We start from the raw sequence: 16,535 nt of genomic DNA on the forward strand, positions 1-16,535 counted from the left end.
GCCCATGCTCGACTTGCTCTCATTGGATAACTATGTCAGCACCAGTGCACCGGTGGGTGCTGTGGTGCGCCAGCGGCACCAGGCGCTGCGGGATGTGCTGTACCTCGAAAGAGGCACGGTGGCTTTTGGCGTGCAGGAAGAGGGGCGGTTGAGGCATTTGCTGGGCGTGATGGAAGCGCCTTGCTGGCTGGATGCTGCCCCTGCCTTGGCCGGCCAACCCTGCGCGGTAGATATGGTGGCGCAAACGGCGGTGCAGTGGCGTGCCGTGCCGGTGGATCAGTTGCGCAGCAGCTTGCTGCAGTGGCCCAAAGCGGCCCAGGGTTTGGTGGCCAGCATGGCGCAAGGCTACTGCCAGCAAGCCAGCTTGGCCGTCAGCCGCGTGGCCCAGGATGCGGTGGCGCGTTGCGCGCAGTGGCTGCTGCAACACGCCGAGCCGGCCGATGGTGGCCTCATGGTGCAACTGGCCCAGTCCAAGCGCCAGATCGCCGCTACCTTGGGCATTGCGCCAGAAACCCTCTCGCGCGTGCTGCGCCAATTGCGCGACCAGGGCTTGCTCAGTGGCCTGGGCAAAAGCCTGCACCTGCCGCAGCCTGAATCGCTGCGCCAGCTGGCCCGGGCCTGAGTTTCGCTGCTCAGGCCAGCAAAAAAACAAGCAATCGCCCCCACGCCTGCACCACGCACAGGTCAGGCACTGGTCCTACAACCAAGGTCTTTTCCTTACGGCCTTTTCCCGATAGCCGAAACCGGCTGAACCCCGCAACATGGCGCAAGCATTCATTTGATGAAGGTTGCGCCATGTTTGTTTGTAGCCACTCTTTCTCAGGCCTCCACTTGTTGGCACAGAACGCATAACGGCGTGGTGCGCAACAGCCTGTCCTCCTCTCTGGCGCCCGGTGCCGAGCCGCACCGCGCCTTGCCAGGCCCTTGGGCCTGGCAACTTTTGTTGGTAGTGCCGCTGCTGGTGCTGCTGGCTGCGGGTCTGTCGGCCTGGCTGGTGATGCGCGCCAACCAGGGCGCTGCGCTGGAGCAGTTGCGCAGCCAGCAGGCCGAAGAGACCGAGCTGCTGGCCAAGCTGATTGGCAGCAAGCTGGAACAAAGCCAAAAAGTGCTCAGCACGGTGGCCGAGGCCGCCGCCCCGTGGGCGCTGGATTCGCAGCCCACGCTGGAATGGCTGCTCGACCAGGGTTTGTCCGCCACCCGCTATTTCGACAGCCTGGTGTTCGCCCGGGACAGCCAGGTCTTCCGGCTCAACTTCCGGACCGGCTCCGAAGCGGCTACCCAGGCCGATCCGGCCGAGCGCGATCTGCTGCGGCGGGTGATTGTCGACGGCAAGCCCCAGGTGTCTGACCCCTTCAAATCCACCCAGGGTGGGCCCAGCATTGCGCTGGGCATGCCATTGCGCAATAAAGATGGCTCGGTGCAGGGAGCCATGGCCGGCGTGCTGCGCCTGCAATCGCAAAGCCTGTTGCCGCTGTCGCTAGCCGTGTCGGCGCAAGCGCATTCGCAACTGGTGGTACTGAGCACCAGCGGGCTGGTCATCTCGCACCCCGAGCCCACGCGTATTTTGGGCCTGGCGCAGGACGAGGCGACGCTGGCGCAAGCCATGCGTTTGTGGGCCGAGCGTCCCGCCGGCAGTGTGGCCGGTAGCGTACAGGCCTGGTGGCGTGCGCCGCATCTGATCAGCGTGGCCGAAATTCCATCGGCGCGCTGGCTGGTGGTACGCGTGGTCGAGCGCTCGGCCATGCCCTGGTGGCATGGCTGGGAGCGGGGTGCCTGGTGGGCTTTGGCCGCGCCCTGGCTGCTGGCCTTGGCCGCTGGCCTCTGGTTGTGGCAGCACACGCGCAAGCTGCGTTTGCTGGCCGAGCAAGCTGCGTTGTTGGACGGGCCCAACGGCTCGCAAGCCGCGCAAGCCCGTGGCGATGAGCTGGACCAGTTGGGCCTGCACTTGCAGAACCTGCAGCAGCACCAACAGCAATTGCAAGGGCTGCTGGCCCAGCAAACCCAGCTGTCTGACGCCGTGCTGGAGCAGGCTCGCTTCTCCTTGATGCTCTTGAAGGGCGAGCGCATTGTGCTGGTGTCGCAGGCGCTGGCCCATCTGCTGGGCTACAGCCGGGCCGATTTGCAGGACCAGTCGGTGCAGCTGCTGGCGCGCCAGGAAGGCGATCTGGCCGCGCTCTGGAGCCAGGTCGAGCCCGATCTGCAACGCCACGGCAGCGCCGAGGCCAGCGTCATGCTGCACCACCAATCGGGCTCGCCGCTGATGGTGACCGTGCAGTTGGTGCGCGTGTCCGGCGTGGCGCCGGACTATTTGTGGTGCTTTGTGCGGGCCGGCCAGGCGCGTGTGGCGGCCAGCCGCGTCAGCGCTGTGGACCAGCTCACCCAGCTGCCCAATTTTGACGGCTTGCACCGGCATCTGATGGCCATGCTGCAAGCGCAGCGCGAAGGGCTGGACGGCTCATCGCCCAGCGCGCCGGTGCTTTTCTATGTGAATGTCGACAATATGTCGTCCATCAACGCCTTGGCCGGCCATGCGCAGGGCGACAGCGTGCTGCAGCAGGTGGCGCGCCAGTTGCAATTGCTGCAGCCGTTTCAAGGTTTTGCGGCGCGCGTGGCGGGCGACAAGTTTGCGCTGGTGCTGCGCCAGTGCAGCCGGCACAAGGCGCAAGAGCTGGCGCAGCAACTGTGCGAGGCGCTGCAGAACTGGCAGCCCGAGCTGCGCGGCAAGCACTTCATGGTCACCGTCAGCATTGGGCTGCTGCAGATCGAGGCTGCCTGGGGCGAGGCGCAGCACATCATCCGGGCGGCCGATCTGGCCTGTTATGCCGCCAAACGCCAGGGCGGCAATTGCTGGCGCTGGGCGGACGAGGCGGCCGATGCCGAACCGCGCCGGCGTGAGCATGGGTAAAGCCGGGATGGCGGCCGCAGCGGTTGCTGGTAAGCTGCGCCGCTTGCATTGCCACGAACCCATTCCGGCCGGGCCCGCCCGCACTGTCAGCCTCCATGCGCGACCACAACCTGTTTGACAAAGTTGACCTGCACCTGATCCGCGTGCTGCACACCGTGCTCACCGAGCGCAGTGTTTCGCGGGCTGCATTGCGGCTGGGCATGTACCAGCCGGCAGTGTCGGCCGCGCTCAAGCGTCTGCGCGAATTGGCGGGCGATCCGTTGCTGGTGCGCTCGGGCGCGGGCATGGTGCCGACTGATGCCGGTCAGCGCATGCTGGAGCCGGCCGGTGCCATCTTGCGGGCCGCCGAAGGCTTGTTCTCCGATGTGCGCAGTTTTGACCCGCGCACCGCCGATCGCAGTTTCCGCATTGCCGCCAGCGATTATCTGGACCCGCTGTTTCTGCCTGCGCTGATGGCACGCATCAAGACCGAGGCGCCTTTGTGCATGGTCGAAATATTGCCACTCTCGTCCGAGACGCATTACCACGCGCAACTGGCGCATGGCGAGATCGACCTGGTGGTGGGCAACTGGTTGCAGCCGACCGACGATTTGCACATGGCCAGCCTGTTCAGCGACGAGGTGGTCAGCCTGGTCAGCAACGCGCATCCGGCGGTGCGGCGCGGCTGGGATGTGGCCGGTTGGCTGGAGGCCGAGCATATTGCGCCCACGCCCACTTTCCCCGGCGCGCGCGGCATTATTGATGCGCGGCTTGACGCGTTGGGCCTGCAGCGCCGCATCAGCGCGCGCTGCGCGCATTTCAGCAGCATTCCCGCCATGGTGGCTTCCACCTTGTTGGTGCTCACCACCGGGCGCCAGTTCTGCGAGCGTTTTACCGACAGCTTGCCCCTCACCATCTTGCCTTGCCCGCTGGCTTTGCCGCCGCTGGAGTACTACCTGTTGTGGCACCCGCGTACCCATGCTTCGGACGCGGTGGGCTGGTTGCGTGAGACCCTCAAAAAAACGGCACAGTCTTTGCGAAGCTTGCCGCAGGCAGGATTGAAACCCATGTGAGTGAGTACTTCACTGAGTTTTTCTCGGCAGCTTCGTAACATTCTGAGAGACAATTGCGGCCCATGAAAGCACAGACCCCGACTCCGACAACCGCAGGCGAGGCTGCGCCACGGTTACAGCTGATCGGTATTACCAAGCGCTACCCGTCGGTGGTAGCCAACCAACAAGTCTCGCTGAGCGTGCGGGCTGGAGAGATCCACGCCGTGCTCGGCGAAAACGGCGCGGGCAAGTCCACGCTGATGAAAATCATCTACGGCTCGGTCAAGCCGGATGAAGGCCAGATTCTGGTCGACGGCCAGCCCGTCCACATCCGCAACCCGCAAGAGGCGCGCCAACTGGGCATCAGCATGGTGTTCCAGCATTTCAGCCTGTTCGACACTTTGACGGTGGCCGAAAACGTTTGGCTGGGCCAAGATAAGCAGTTGTCGCTGGCAGAAGTGAGCGAGCGAATCAGTGCGGTAGCGCAGGAATATGGCCTCGAAGTCGATCCGCTGCGCCCGGTGCACACGCTCAGCGTGGGCGAGATGCAGCGGGTGGAAATCATTCGCGGCTTGCTCACCAAGCCGCGTGTGCTGATTTTGGACGAGCCCACCTCGGTGCTCACACCGCAGGCCGTGGAAAAACTGTTTGTCGTGCTGCGCAAGCTCGCGGCCGAAGGTTGCAGCATTCTCTATATCAGCCACAAGCTGCACGAAATCCGCGCCCTGTGCACGGCTTGCACGGTGCTGCGCGCTGGCCAGGTCACGGGCGAATGCAACCCCAGCCATGAAAGCAATGCCTCGCTCTCGCGCATGATGATCGGCGCCGAGCCGCCGCAGCTGGAGCTGCGCCCCAGCCAGGTTGGTGCCGCCGTGCTGACCGTGCAGCAACTGCGCCTGCCGCGCCAAGACCAGTTTGGTGTGGAGCTCGACGGTATCTCGCTGCAAGTGCGTGCGGGCGAAGTGGTGGGCATTGCCGGCGTGTCCGGCAATGGCCAAAAAGAGCTGCTGTACGCGCTGTCGGGCGAAGACACGCGCGCCGAGCCGCAGATGGTGCAGATCGGCAGCACAGCCGCCGGGCGCTTGGGTCCGGGCAAGCGCCGTGCGCTGGGACTGCACTTTGTGCCCGAAGAGCGCTTGGGCCGAGGCGCCGTGCCCAGCATGAGTCTGGCGCACAACCTGATCTTGACGCGCAACGACATGCTCGGCACCGCCGGCTGGTTGCGCATGGGCCAGCTCGACAGCATGGCGCGCAGCATCATCAGCCGTTTTGGCGTGAAGGCGGGCGGGCCGCATTCGGCGGCGCAGTCGCTCTCGGGTGGTAATTTGCAGAAATTCATTGTGGGCCGGGAGATCGATGCTAAGCCGCGCCTGCTCATCGTCTCGCAACCGACCTGGGGCGTGGACGTGGGCGCTGCGGCGCAGATTCGGGGCGAGATTCTGGCCTTGCGCGATGCCGGTTGCGCGGTCTTGGTGCTCAGTGAGGAGTTGGACGAATTGTTTGAGATCAGTGATCGCCTGCATGTGATTGCGCATGGCCGCCTCTCGCCTTCGGTGGCGCGGGCCGATGCTTCGGTGGCGCAAATCGGCGAATGGATGAGCGGCCTGTGGCCAACGAATGCCGCGGAGGTGCCCCATGCTCAAGCTTGAAGCACGGCCGCAGCCTTCGCGCGCCTGGACGCTGGGCTCACCCCTGTTGGCGCTGGTCATCACCGTGCTGCTGGGCATTGCCTTGTTTGCGCTCTTGGGCAAAGACCCGGTGCGCGGCCTGCAGGCGTTTTTCTGGGAACCGATCAAATCGGCCAACGCGCTGGCCGAGCTCACCGTCAAGGCCACGCCGCTATTGCTGATTGCGCTGGGTCTGGCGGTGTGTTTTCGCTCCAACGTCTGGAACATTGGCGCAGAGGGCCAGTTCGTCATGGGCGCCATTGCCGCTGGCGGCGTGGCGCTGATGGCAGGTAAAACGACGGGCGGCTGGATCGTTCCCGTGGTCTTGCTCGCTGGCGTGCTGGGCGGCATGGCCTGGGCGGGCGTGGTGGCACTGTTGCGCGACAAGTTCAATGCCAACGAGATTCTGGTCAGCCTGATGCTGGTCTACGTGGCCACGCTGTTCTTGGGCTACCTGGTCTACGGGCCTTGGAAAGACCCGATGGGCTACAACTTCCCGCAGACCAAGATGTTCGAGCGCGTCACGCAAATCCCCAAGCTCGTGCAAGGCATGCGCATGAACATTGGCGTGATCATCGCTCTGGTGGGTGCGGCGCTGCTTTGGGTATTTCTGTTTCGCACCAAGGCCGGCTTTGCCCAGCAAGTGGGTGGCCTGGCACCGGCTGCAGCACGCTATGCGGGCTTCAGCTCGCGCCGCGCGCTGTGGACGGCGCTGCTGATTTCGGGCGGTTGCGCGGGCCTCGCCGGCGCGCTGGAAGTAGCCGGCCCGGTAGGACAGCTCACGCCGTATGTGCCCATGGGCTATGGTTTTGCGGCCATCATCGTGGCCTTTGTCGGCCGCCTGCACCCGGTGGGCATGGTTTTTTCGGCGGTATTGATGAGCATGTTCTATATCGGTGGTGAGCTGGCGCAATCGCGCCTGGGCCTGCCCAAATCCCTGACCGGCGTTTTCCAGGGCATGCTGCTGTTCACGCTGCTGGCCTGCGACACCCTGATCGCCTACCGCGTGCGCTGGGCCAAGCCCGCAGCGGCACTGAAAGGAGGCCAGTGATGGACGCCTATGCACTGCTTTTGGGCTCAACCCTCACTGCCGGCACCATTTTGGCGCTGGCCGCGCTTGGCCTGCTGATCAACGAGAAAGCCGGCATCGTCAACCTGGGCGCTGAAGGCATGATGCTGTGCGCCGCCATTGCCGGCTTTGCCACCGTGGTGCACACCGGCAGCACCTGGCTGGGTTTTGCCGCCGGCATGGCCGCTGGCGCGCTGCTGGCGCTGGTGTTTGGTTGGCTGGTGATCTGGCTCAACACCAACCAGTACGCCACCGGCCTGGCGCTCAGCCTGTTTGGCGTGGGCTTCTCGGCTTTTGTCGGCATCGGCTATGTACAGGCCAAAATGCCGCCATCGCCCAAATACGGCATTCCGCTGCTCGAAGACCTGCCCGTGGTTGGCAAGGCCTTGTTCAGCCTGCATCCGCTGGTCTATCTCACCATGCTGCTGGCCGTGGCCATGGTGTATTTTCTCTACCGCACGCGCGCCGGCCTGGTGCTGCGCTCGGTGGGCGAGTCGCCTTCGTCCGCGCATGCGCTGGGTTATCCGGTGCGCCGCATCCGCCTGCTGGCGGTGGTGTTTGGCGGCGCCATGTGCGGCCTGGCCGGTGCCTTCATCTCGGTGGTGTACACGCCGCTGTGGGTGGAGAACATGGTCTCGGGCCGCGGCTGGATTGCGCTGGCGCTCACCACCTTTGCCACCTGGCGCCCGGCACGCGTTTTGCTGGGAGCCTACCTGTTTGGCGGGGTGACCATGCTGCAGTTCCATTTGCAGGCCAGCGGCGTGCAAGTTGCCAGCCAGCTGCTGTCGATGTTGCCGTACCTGGCAACCATCGTGGTGCTGGCGATCATGTCGCGCAATCCCACCTGGATTCGCGTCAACATGCCCGCATCGCTGGGCAAACCTTTCTATCCGGGCTCCTAAAGCACCATAACCACGGCCCGGCGCTTTTGATATTTTTGACTATGAGGAATTTTGCAATGAGCCATTCGAGCAAGCGCACGCTGATCAAGCTGATCGGCCTGTCGGCCGTCTCCGTCGCCGCACTGACCGCCTGCGGCAAGAAGGAAGAAGTCGCTGCCCCGGCACCCGCGCCAGCGCCCGCCGCTGCCGCACCGGCCGCTGACAAGCTGAAGATCGGCTTTGTCTACGTCAGCCCCATTGGCGACGGCGGCTGGACTTTCCAGCACGAGCTGGGCCGCAAGGCGATCCAGGAAAAGTTTGGCGACAAGATCGAAACCTCGATGGTCGAGAGCGTGCCCGAATCGGCCGACTCCGAGCGCGTGATGCGCGACATGGCCGGCCAAGGCAACAAGCTGGTGTTCGCCACCAGCTTTGGCTACCAGGAGTTTGTGCAAAAAGCCGCTGCTGACTTGAAGGACGTGCGCTTTGAACACGCCACCGGCTACAAGACCGGCGACAACGTGGCCGTGTATGACACCAAGACTTTCGAAGGTGCTTACCTGGCCGGTATCGTCGCCGGCGCGATGACCAAGACCAAGACCGTCGGCGTGGTGGCCTCGGTGCCTATCCCCGAAGTGGTGCGCAACATCAACAGCTTTGTGCTGGGCGCGCAAAGCATTGATCCGTCGATCAAGGCCAAGGTGGTGTGGGTGAACGAATGGTTCGCACCGCCCAAGGAATCGGAAGCTGCCACCAGCCTGATCAATGGCGGCGTGGACGTGATGTACCAGAACACCAACTCGCCCGCCGTGCTCAAGACCGCCGAAGAGCGCGGTGCCCGTGCCTTTGGCAAGGATGGCGACATGAGCGCCTTCGCACCCAAGGCCCACCTGGGCTCGGCCGTGATCGACTGGACGCCTTACTACACCAAGGTGGTCGAAGACACGCTGGCCGGCAAGTGGCAGACCGGCAACTTCTGGTGGGGCGTGAAGGAAGGCGCGATCGACCTCAAGAAGATCGCCGACGACGTGCCCCAAGAGATCAAGGACAAGGTCGCCAAGGCGCGTGACGGCATGAAGGACGGCAGCTTTGCCGTGTGGACCGGCCCGATCACCGACAACAGCGGCAAGCAAGTGCTGGAAGCCGGCAAGGTGGCCGACGACGCCTTCCTGCGTGGCATCAACTTCTATGTCAACGGCATCGAAGGCAAGGTGCCCGGCGCGCAATAAGCGCTCTGACGCACAGGCGCTGCGGCGCCTGTTTTGCTCGGGCGGCGCAGCTGCGCTAGCCAGCCGCCCGCTTTGTGCCTATATTTGACGCAGCTGTCTCTCCGTTTTCCCCGTTTTCCGTTCCCCGATAACAACCACGCAACCGAGGATTTTCTATGCACTCCATGCACAAGCGTTCGCTGCTCAAGATCGCAGCCTTGTCCGCCCTGGCCAGCGCCGCCCTGGTGGGCTGCGGCAAGAAGGAAGAACCCGCACCGGCCCCAGCGCCTGCGCCCGCTCCCGCCGCGGCTCCCGCTGCCGAGCCCCTGAAGATCGCCTTCGGCTACGTCGGCCCGGTGGGTGACGGTGGCTATTCCTTCGCGCACGACCAGGCGCGCAAGGCCATCGAGAAGGAATTTGGCGACAAGATCCAGACCTCGTTTGTTGAAAGCATCCCCGAAGGCGCCGACGCTGAGCGCGTTTTCCGCGACATGGCTGCCAACGGCAACAAGCTGGTGTTCGCCACCAGCTTCGGCTACATGGAGCCGATCCAGCGCATTGCGCCCGATTTCCCGAACGTGAAGTTCGAGCACGCTACTGGCTACAAGCAAGGTACCAACGTTGCCACCTACGACAGCCGCACCTACGAAGGCGCTTACCTGGCAGGCATCATCGCTGGCGCGATGACCAAGTCCAACACGCTGGGCGTGGTGGGCTCGGTGCCAATCCCTGAAGTGCTGCGCAACATCAACAGCTTCACGCTGGGCGCCCAATCGATGAACCCCAACATCACCACCAAGGTGGTCTGGGTGAACGAATGGTTTGCTCCGCCCAAGGAAACCGAAGCTGCCACCAGCCTGATCAATGGCGGCGCGGACATTCTGTTCCAAAACACCGACTCGCCCGCCGTGCTGAAAACCGCCGAGGAAAACGGCAAGCGCGCCTTCGGCTGGGATTCGGACATGACCGCCTACGGCCCCAAGGCCCACCTGGGTTCGGCCATCATCAACTGGACGCCTTACTACAGCAAGGTCGTGAACGACGTGCTGGGCAACAAGTGGACCAGCCAGCACACCTGGTGGGGCGTGAAGGAAAACGCGATCGACATCGTGTCGCTCGCCGCCGACGTGCCTGACAACGCCAAGGCCAAGGTCGAAGAAGTCAAGAAGGGCCTGAAAGACGGAACCTTCAGCATCTGGAAGGGCCCTATCCTCGGCCAGGACGGCAAGGCCGTGGTGGAAGAGGGCAAGACGGCCGATGACGACTTCCTGCGTGGCATCAACTTCTACGTCAAGGGCGTGGATGGCAAGGTGCCCGGCGCGAAATAAGCGCAAAAGCGACATCGCCAAACTCGCGTAAACCAGGGCCGCAGCTGCGGCCCTTTTTCATTCACTGATGCGCACTTGACTCTGTGCGCAGCGCTGGTAGCCTCGGCAGCACTGCCTGGCAACCATCCCTTACCAGAAAGCCCACCATGACGGCCTTGCCCCACGATTACCAACTGCCCGCCGAGCGCCTGCCGGCGCTGCTGCGCGCCATGCCCAAGGCCGAGCTGCACATGCACATCGAAGGCTCGCTGGAGCCCGAGCTGATCTTTGCGCTGGCGCAGCGCAACGGGGTGGCCTTGCCCTATGCCGATGTGGAAAGCCTGCGTGCCGCCTACGCATTTACCAATCTGCAGAGCTTTCTCGACATCTACTACGCCGGTGCCAGCGTGCTCTTGCACGAGCAAGATTTTTACGACATGGCCATGGCTTACCTGGAAAAAGCGGTGGCCGACCATGTGGTGCATACCGAGATCTTTTTCGACCCGCAAACCCATACTGCGCGCGGCGTTCACATCAAGCATGTGATTCTGGGCCTGCACCGCGCTTGCCAAGATGCGCAAAAGCGCTGGGGCATCAGCTCGCAACTCATCCTGAACTTTCTGCGCCATTTGAGCGAGGCCGATGCCTGGGCCACGCTGGAGCAAGCGCTGCCGTACCGCGATTACTTCAGCGGCGTCGGTCTGGACAGCAGCGAAGTGGGCAACCCGCCCGAAAAATTTGCCCGCGTGTTTGCGCATTGCAAAGACTTGGGCCTGCGCCGCGTGGCGCACGCAGGCGAAGAAGGGCCGCCCGCCTACATTTGGGGTGCGTTGGACTTGCTGCACGCCGAGCGCATAGACCACGGTGTACAGGCGGTGCACGATACCGCGCTGATGCAGCGTTTGAAAGACGAGCGCGTGCCGCTCACCGTCTGCCCCTTGTCGAACCAGAAGCTGCAGGTTTTCCCCGATCTGGCAGACCACAACATGCCGCAGTTGCTGGCGGCGGGCCTGGTAGCCACCGTCAATTCGGACGACCCGGCTTATTTCGGTGGCTACATCAACGACAACTTTGTCCAGCTCTTTGCCGCCACTGGCATGGGCGCGCAAGAGGCTTACCAACTGGCCGCCAACAGCTTTGAGGCGAGCTTTGTGCCCGCCGAGCAAAAGGCGCGCTGGCTGGCGCAGCTCCAACAAAGCTTTGCGCAAGCCTGATGACAGAGCCCAGCCTCGATGAGCTCGGCGAGCGCATCTGCATTCTGGGCCCGTCCAACGCCGGTAAATCGACGCTGGCGCAAGCCATAGGGCGCCAACGCCAGTTGCCGGTGGTGCATCTGGACCAGCTCTACCACCTGCCCAACTCCGACTGGGTGGCGCGACCAACGCGCGATTTCTGGCGCTTGCACGACGAGGCGATCGCACAAGAGCGCTGGGTGATGGACGGCAACTACTCCAACTGCACGCCGCAGCGCCTGGCACGCGCCACGGGCTTGATCTTGCTGGAGCTGCCCACGCTGACCAGCTTGCTGCGCTACCTGCGCCGCTGCTGGTTCGAGCGCGAAAGAGCCGGCGCCCTGGCAGGCGGGCGCGACAGCGTCAAATGGGACATGCTGCGCCACATCGCCGTGGTCACTCCCAAGAATCGGCCCAAGCGCTTGGCGTTTTATGACAACGCAACCATGCCCAAGCTGTTGTTGGCTACGCCGCGTGAGCTGCAGCAGTTCTACGAGCGCGAAGGCTTGAGGCGTTGAGACGAAAAAAGCTGCCACTCGGGCAGCTTCTGGCTGAGCTGGCTGGCGGATTCAAGCCGCTGTTGGCTCTTGCTCCTGCGCATGCATGGCATTGCGCAATTGCAGTGCATAGCCTTCCAGCACCGCGCCGCCGGGTTCTTTGCGGGGCCAGGTAAACGTAATACCGTCATCGGCATGGCGCGGCACCACATGCAGGTGGAAATGCGCTACGGTCTGGCCGCCTTCGGCGCCATTGGCTTGCAGCAAGGTGAGGCCTGCAGGCTCAAAAGCCAGCTTGGCGGCCTGCGCCACCTTGCGGGCCGTTTGCATGACGGCGGCGGCCTCGGCATCGGTGATCTCGAAGATATTGGCCGCGTGGCGCTTGGTGGCCACCAGCACATGGCCGGGGTTGACCTGGCCCAGATCCATGAAGGCGAGCGTCAGCTCGTCCTCGTACACCTTGGCCGATGGGATCTCGCCTTGCACGAGTTTGCAAAAAATGCAGCTGCCTGCGGGCGACGTGTCAACAAAGTGCGGCATGGCCTGCGCCTCCTCCTTGTAGTGGTTTCACCAATGGGTAAAAGACCCACTATAGACGGCTAACACGCCGCCAAATGGCTTCAAAGCACGGGGTTTTCCCTGGAAGGCGCTGATTCGCCGCAACCAACCCGGCCACGCGGTTACTGCGTGCTGCCTACAATAGCGCCCCGCAGCGGCTGTGTCTCCAGCTCCTGCGCGTTCTCCCAACCCGAGACCATGTAGAGGAACACCATGTACAAAAACCTCGCAGCCACGCTCGTGGCCGCTTGTGCGTTTTCTGTCGCCATCCCATCTCACAGCGCTGGCCAGCAGCCTGCGCAACCCGCCCCTAAAGAACCCCTCAAAGTCGGCTTTGTCTATGTGACGCCGGTCTTGCCCGCAGGCTGGACGCACCAGCACGATGAAGGCCGCATCGCCATGGAAAAAGCGCTGCCCGGCCAGGTCAAAAGCACGGTCGTGGCCGATGTGCCGGAAGGCGCAGATGCCGAGCGTGTGATCCGCGATCTGGCGGCGCAAGGCAACCAGCTCATCTTTACCACCAGCTTTGGCTATATGGAGCCCACGCTGCGAGTGGCGCAAGATTTTCCATCCACGCGCTTTGAAAGCATCACCGGCTACAAAACGGCGCCCAACGTGGCCAACGCCAATGCGCGCTATTACGAAGGGCGCTATCTGTCAGGCATTGCTGCAGCTCGCATGAGCAAAACCGGCGTGGCCGGTTATGTGGCTGGCATGCCCATCCCCGAGGTGATTCAGGGCATCAACGCTTTTGCGTTGGGCATGCGCTCGGTCAACCCGCAGGCGCAGGTGAAAGTGGTGTGGATCAACACCTGGTTTGACCCGCCACGCGAGCGCGAAGCGGCGATGACACTGTTCGACCAAGGCGTGGATGTGATGGCTTTCCACACCGCCAGCACCGCCATCATGGCGGCAGCGCAAGAGCGCGGCAAACTGGCGGTTGCCTACCACAGCGATATGCGCAGCGTAGGCCCTGACGCACAGATTGTGGCCGCTACCCACCAATGGGGCGCTTACTACACGCAGCGCGCCAAAGCGGTGCTCAACGGCAGCTGGAAGACGGGCAATGTCTGGGGCGGCGTGCGCGAAGGCATGATCCGCATGGAAGGCTTTGGCACCAAGGTGCCAGCCGCTGTGCAGCAAGAAGTGCTGGCGCGGCAAAAAGACATGGCAGCAGGCAAGATCCAGCCCTTCGCCGCTGGCAAGCAGCCGGTGCGCGACAACCAGGGCGCTGTGCGCATTGCAGCGGGTCAAGCTTTGAGCGACGAACAGATTCTGCCAATGAACTGGCTGGTGGAAGGCGTGCAGGGCCAACTGCCGAAATAAGCCGGAGTAGGCTGCGGCAGGCGCAATCAGCGGGAAATCCATGCGCAGCCAAGCGCCGGCCGGCCGTGCCAGAATCGCGGCCATGGCTTTTTCTCCTGCGCGCAGTCTGCTGATCTGGTTGCTGGCCTGGCTTGCCCTTGCGGCGGCGGGTGCCAGCTGGTTGGCGCATGCGCGCTTGCTGGCGCTGGAAGACGCTTTCGTCACCGATGCCCGCATCGTGCACCGCTTGCTCAGCCAGCGCGCGGTGCAGCATGACGCCGTGATGGCAACGCTGCCGCTGTTGCAGCCACCACCAGAGCAGCCCGGCGGCGAGGCTCTGCCTTTGCTGCGCCTGCCTTCTGCTTATCCGCAAATGTTGGAAGTGCTGCGCCGCTTGCCCGGCGATGTCTGGCCCGTGGCTTGGCCTGCTGCGCTGCGCACGCAAATGCAAACTGCTGCGGCTCGCTCCGGCGAAAGCCGCCATGCGGAATTGGCGCAGGCTGACTTGGCGAGCGGCCGGGTGTGGTTGGCCTATGCCAGCCCGCGTGTCAGCCACCCGGCCGACTTCGCTTTGTTGCTGGATTTGCGCGCCACGATTCCTTGGGAAGAATGGCCGATGGATGCGCAGACCAGTCCGGTCAGCGTGCGGCTGGAATACCAGGGCCAGGCATTTGTGGTGCAGGCTGGCCGGCCGCAAGCGTCGGGCTGGCATTACGAGTTTCACAAAATCTTGGCCGCGCCGAGCCAGCCTTTCGATGTGGTGTTGAACCGCGATGTGGCATGGCAAGAGCTGCCTTGGCTGCGCATGCTGGCCTGGGTGTTGGCCAGCGGCGTGCTGTTGCTGGCCCTGCGCTCGTGGTTGCGCCAACGGGCCGCCGCACGTCGCAGCGAAGAGCTGCTGCGCGTAGGGCAGGTGGCGCGGCTCAACCAACTGGGCGAGTTGGCCGCCGGCATGGCGCACGAGCTGAACCAGCCGCTGACCGCGCTGCTCGCCAGCACCCAGGCAGCGCAACGCTTGCTGGGTGATGACGAGCCCGATTTGGACACGGCACGCATCGCCATGGGCCAGGCCGTAGACCAGGCGCGCCGCGCCAGCGCGGTTGTAGGGCGCTTGCGCCGCGTGGTGGAGCGGCCCGATCTGTCGGGCCAGATGCAGCCGCTGGCTTTGCCCGCTGCGCTGAACGATGCTCTGAACCTGCTGGAGCCTGAGCTGCAGCGCCGCAACATCAGCGTGCAAGTGGACGCGCCCGCCGATTTCCCCGCAGTGCGCGCCGAGCCCGTGGCTTTGCAGCAGATCATTCACAACTTGCTGATGAATGCCATGCAGGCGATGGAGCAGGTCGATGCTGCTCAGCGCCGTCTTTATCTGCGCCTGTTCACGCAGGGCGGCCAAGCGCTTTTGAGCGTGCGCGACACCGGCCCCGGCGTGCCGGAGGATGCGCGCTCACGCTTGTTCACGCCGTTCTTCACAACGCGCGCAGGTGGCTTGGGGCTGGGGCTTTCTTTGTCGGAAAGCCTGGCGCACGCAATGGGTGGCGAGCTGACGCTGGCGCCCGCAGCCAATGCTGCTTCCCACGGCGCGGGGGCTGAGTTTTTGCTGCAGCTGCCGCTGGCGGCTCAACCTTGAATTTCTGTTTTTGATTGCACCATGACTGCTTCGCTCTCGCCCCTGATCCACCTGGTTGACGACGACGCCGCTGTGCGCGAGAGCTTGGCGCTGCTCATCGGCACGGTGGGCTTGCGCGTGCAGACCTGGAGCGATCCGCAGGTGTTTCTGGCGCAGTTCTCGCGCAGCGATGTGGGCGCGATTGTGCTCGATGTGCGCATGCCTGGCACCAGCGGCTTGGCGGTGCTCGACACGCTGGTGGCACAAAACGTGGACCAGCCGGTGATCATGCTGACCGGCCACGGCACGGTGGAGATGTGCCGCCGCGCTTTCAAGGTGGGCGCGGCCGAGTTTTTGGAAAAGCCGGTCGATGACGAGTTGCTGATCGAGGCGCTGCAAGCCGCTGTGCGCCAGCATGTGCGCTCGCGCGAGCGCCACCAGGCAGACCGGCAGGCACGCGAGCGTTATGCCCAGCTGTCGCCCCGCGAGTGCGAAGTGCTGGGCCTGATTGTGGAAGGTCTGACGAACAAGGAGATTGGCCGCGCGCTCAGCCTCTCGCCGCGCACGGTAGAGACGCACCGAGCCAACTTGTTTGCCAAGCTGGAGGTAGATTCGCTGGCCCACCTGATCCGCCATTACGCGGCCTTGGTGGACGAGGGCACTCCGTAGTTCTACGGAGCTGGCCGCGTAGCCGGGCGGATGGTCGGCGGCGCCGGGTTTTCCTACAGTGGAAGCCATTCCAACCGGAGAGAAATCCATGAAAAAAGCCCTGAGCCTTGCCCTATTGACCTTGAGCGTCTGCGCCGCCAACGCCCAGGCCGTGCGCACCGAAAAGAACATGTCGCTGGAGCTGGCCAACCAGATCGCCAGCCAGTCGGTGGCCGCGTGCGCCGCCAATGGCTATGCCGTGACCGCCACCGTGGTAGACCGCGCTGGCACCGTGCGCGCCGTGCAACGTGCCGACAACGCCGGCCCGCACACGGTGGAAGCCAGCCGGGCCAAGGCTTTCACCTCGGCATCGGCCAAAGCGCCTTCGCTGGCTTTGATGGAAAACTCGCAAAAGAACCCTGGCGCCGCCAACCTCAAGGACATTCCGGGCTATTTGCTGCTCGGCGGCGGCTTCCCGGTGAAGGTGGAGAGCGAAGTGATCGGCGCCGTAGGCGTTGCCGGCGCGCCCGGTGGCCACTTGGACGACCAGTGCGCCCAGGCCGCTTTGGCGAAAGTGGCGGATTTGTTGAAGTAATTGGGTGTTGCTAGTGTGGCGGCGAA

Annotated in this window: 15 protein-coding genes; 14 read left to right on the top strand and 1 reads right to left on the bottom strand. The window is 63.9% G+C overall.

Going from position 1 to position 16,535, the window contains the following annotated elements; all coding sequences use genetic code 11:
* Positions 1 to 4 precede the first annotated feature (4 nt).
* From ACFIQF_RS13565 to ACFIQF_RS13610, 10 genes are all read left to right on the top strand, one after another.
* Positions 5 to 622, top strand: coding sequence for a Crp/Fnr family transcriptional regulator (locus ACFIQF_RS13565; RefSeq protein ID WP_393943595.1), 618 nt, complete (start codon positions 5 to 7; stop codon positions 620 to 622).
* Positions 623 to 856: 234 nt separating this feature from the next.
* Positions 857 to 2,905, top strand: coding sequence for a sensor domain-containing diguanylate cyclase (locus ACFIQF_RS13570; protein ID WP_393943597.1), 2,049 nt, complete (start codon positions 857 to 859; stop codon positions 2,903 to 2,905).
* A 95-nt stretch (positions 2,906 to 3,000) separates the two neighbouring features.
* Complete coding sequence (locus tag ACFIQF_RS13575; protein WP_393943599.1) at positions 3,001 to 3,957, top strand: LysR family transcriptional regulator; 957 nt, start codon at positions 3,001 to 3,003, stop codon at positions 3,955 to 3,957.
* 62 nt (positions 3,958 to 4,019) lie between these two features.
* On the top strand, positions 4,020 to 5,585 hold the full coding sequence (locus ACFIQF_RS13580) for an ABC transporter ATP-binding protein (RefSeq protein ID WP_393943601.1): 1,566 nt from the start codon (positions 4,020 to 4,022) through the stop codon (positions 5,583 to 5,585).
* Positions 5,572 to 6,654: an ABC transporter permease gene (locus ACFIQF_RS13585; RefSeq protein ID WP_393943603.1), complete on the top strand. Its 1,083-nt coding sequence runs from the start codon at positions 5,572 to 5,574 to the stop codon at positions 6,652 to 6,654. Before ACFIQF_RS13580 ends, ACFIQF_RS13585 begins: the two co-directional genes overlap by 14 nt.
* Entirely contained in the window at positions 6,654 to 7,574 is a 921-nt protein-coding gene (locus ACFIQF_RS13590; protein WP_393943605.1) for an ABC transporter permease, read from the top strand. Before ACFIQF_RS13585 ends, ACFIQF_RS13590 begins: the two co-directional genes overlap by 1 nt.
* Positions 7,575 to 7,630: 56 nt before the next feature.
* Positions 7,631 to 8,782, top strand: a complete 1,152-nt coding sequence (locus tag ACFIQF_RS13595) for a BMP family ABC transporter substrate-binding protein (RefSeq protein ID WP_393943607.1) — start codon at positions 7,631 to 7,633, stop codon at positions 8,780 to 8,782.
* 155 nt (positions 8,783 to 8,937) lie between these two features.
* The gene (locus ACFIQF_RS13600; protein WP_393943609.1) at positions 8,938 to 10,089 is read left to right on the top strand and encodes a BMP family ABC transporter substrate-binding protein; all 1,152 of its coding nucleotides are present in this window, start codon (positions 8,938 to 8,940) and stop codon (positions 10,087 to 10,089) included.
* A 146-nt stretch (positions 10,090 to 10,235) separates the two neighbouring features.
* Entirely contained in the window at positions 10,236 to 11,282 is a 1,047-nt protein-coding gene (locus tag ACFIQF_RS13605) for an adenosine deaminase (RefSeq protein WP_393943611.1), read from the top strand.
* Positions 11,282 to 11,818 (top strand): P-loop NTPase family protein, encoded by a 537-nt coding sequence (locus ACFIQF_RS13610; protein WP_393943613.1) that lies wholly within the window; start codon positions 11,282 to 11,284, stop codon positions 11,816 to 11,818. Before ACFIQF_RS13605 ends, ACFIQF_RS13610 begins: the two co-directional genes overlap by 1 nt.
* A 51-nt stretch (positions 11,819 to 11,869) precedes the next feature.
* On the opposite strand, the gene ACFIQF_RS13615 is transcribed toward ACFIQF_RS13610, so the two are convergent.
* Complete coding sequence (locus ACFIQF_RS13615; RefSeq protein ID WP_393943615.1) at positions 11,870 to 12,337, bottom strand: HIT family protein; 468 nt, start codon at positions 12,335 to 12,337, stop codon at positions 11,870 to 11,872.
* A 231-nt stretch (positions 12,338 to 12,568) separates the two neighbouring features.
* On the opposite strand from ACFIQF_RS13615, the gene ACFIQF_RS13620 reads away from it, so the two are divergent.
* The 4 genes from ACFIQF_RS13620 to ACFIQF_RS13635 all read left to right on the top strand — a co-directional run bounded on the left by ACFIQF_RS13620 (position 12,569) and on the right by ACFIQF_RS13635 (position 16,509).
* Entirely contained in the window at positions 12,569 to 13,681 is a 1,113-nt protein-coding gene (locus tag ACFIQF_RS13620; protein WP_393943617.1) for a BMP family ABC transporter substrate-binding protein, read from the top strand.
* An 82-nt stretch (positions 13,682 to 13,763) separates the two neighbouring features.
* Positions 13,764 to 15,287, top strand: a complete 1,524-nt coding sequence (locus ACFIQF_RS13625; protein WP_393943619.1) for a sensor histidine kinase — start codon at positions 13,764 to 13,766, stop codon at positions 15,285 to 15,287.
* A 21-nt stretch (positions 15,288 to 15,308) separates the two neighbouring features.
* Positions 15,309 to 15,935 (top strand): response regulator transcription factor, encoded by a 627-nt coding sequence (locus ACFIQF_RS13630; protein ID WP_393943621.1) that lies wholly within the window; start codon positions 15,309 to 15,311, stop codon positions 15,933 to 15,935.
* Positions 15,936 to 16,023: 88 nt separating this feature from the next.
* Complete coding sequence (locus ACFIQF_RS13635; protein ID WP_393943623.1) at positions 16,024 to 16,509, top strand: GlcG/HbpS family heme-binding protein; 486 nt, start codon at positions 16,024 to 16,026, stop codon at positions 16,507 to 16,509.
* The last annotated feature ends 26 nt before the right edge of the window (positions 16,510 to 16,535 follow it).

The sequence above is a fragment of the Comamonas trifloxystrobinivorans genome, assembly GCF_043359985.1.
Taxonomy (GTDB): Bacteria; Pseudomonadota; Gammaproteobacteria; order Burkholderiales; family Burkholderiaceae_C; genus Comamonas; species Comamonas trifloxystrobinivorans.

Coding starts and splice junctions, on each gene's coding strand:
- ACFIQF_RS13600 (WP_393943609.1), top strand. CDS start 8,938: ATGCACTCCATGCACAAGCGTTCGCTGCTCAAGATCGCAGCCTTGTCC.
- ACFIQF_RS13610 (WP_393943613.1), top strand. CDS start 11,282: ATGACAGAGCCCAGCCTCGATGAGCTCGGCGAGCGCATCTGCATTCTG.
- ACFIQF_RS13575 (WP_393943599.1), top strand. CDS start 3,001: ATGCGCGACCACAACCTGTTTGACAAAGTTGACCTGCACCTGATCCGC.
- ACFIQF_RS13580 (WP_393943601.1), top strand. CDS start 4,020: ATGAAAGCACAGACCCCGACTCCGACAACCGCAGGCGAGGCTGCGCCA.
- ACFIQF_RS13630 (WP_393943621.1), top strand. CDS start 15,309: ATGACTGCTTCGCTCTCGCCCCTGATCCACCTGGTTGACGACGACGCC.
- ACFIQF_RS13605 (WP_393943611.1), top strand. CDS start 10,236: ATGACGGCCTTGCCCCACGATTACCAACTGCCCGCCGAGCGCCTGCCG.
- ACFIQF_RS13595 (WP_393943607.1), top strand. CDS start 7,631: ATGAGCCATTCGAGCAAGCGCACGCTGATCAAGCTGATCGGCCTGTCG.
- ACFIQF_RS13565 (WP_393943595.1), top strand. CDS start 5: ATGCTCGACTTGCTCTCATTGGATAACTATGTCAGCACCAGTGCACCG.
- ACFIQF_RS13615 (WP_393943615.1), bottom strand. CDS start 12,337: ATGCCGCACTTTGTTGACACGTCGCCCGCAGGCAGCTGCATTTTTTGC.
- ACFIQF_RS13625 (WP_393943619.1), top strand. CDS start 13,764: ATGGCTTTTTCTCCTGCGCGCAGTCTGCTGATCTGGTTGCTGGCCTGG.
- ACFIQF_RS13635 (WP_393943623.1), top strand. CDS start 16,024: ATGAAAAAAGCCCTGAGCCTTGCCCTATTGACCTTGAGCGTCTGCGCC.
- ACFIQF_RS13590 (WP_393943605.1), top strand. CDS start 6,654: ATGGACGCCTATGCACTGCTTTTGGGCTCAACCCTCACTGCCGGCACC.
- ACFIQF_RS13585 (WP_393943603.1), top strand. CDS start 5,572: ATGCTCAAGCTTGAAGCACGGCCGCAGCCTTCGCGCGCCTGGACGCTG.
- ACFIQF_RS13620 (WP_393943617.1), top strand. CDS start 12,569: ATGTACAAAAACCTCGCAGCCACGCTCGTGGCCGCTTGTGCGTTTTCT.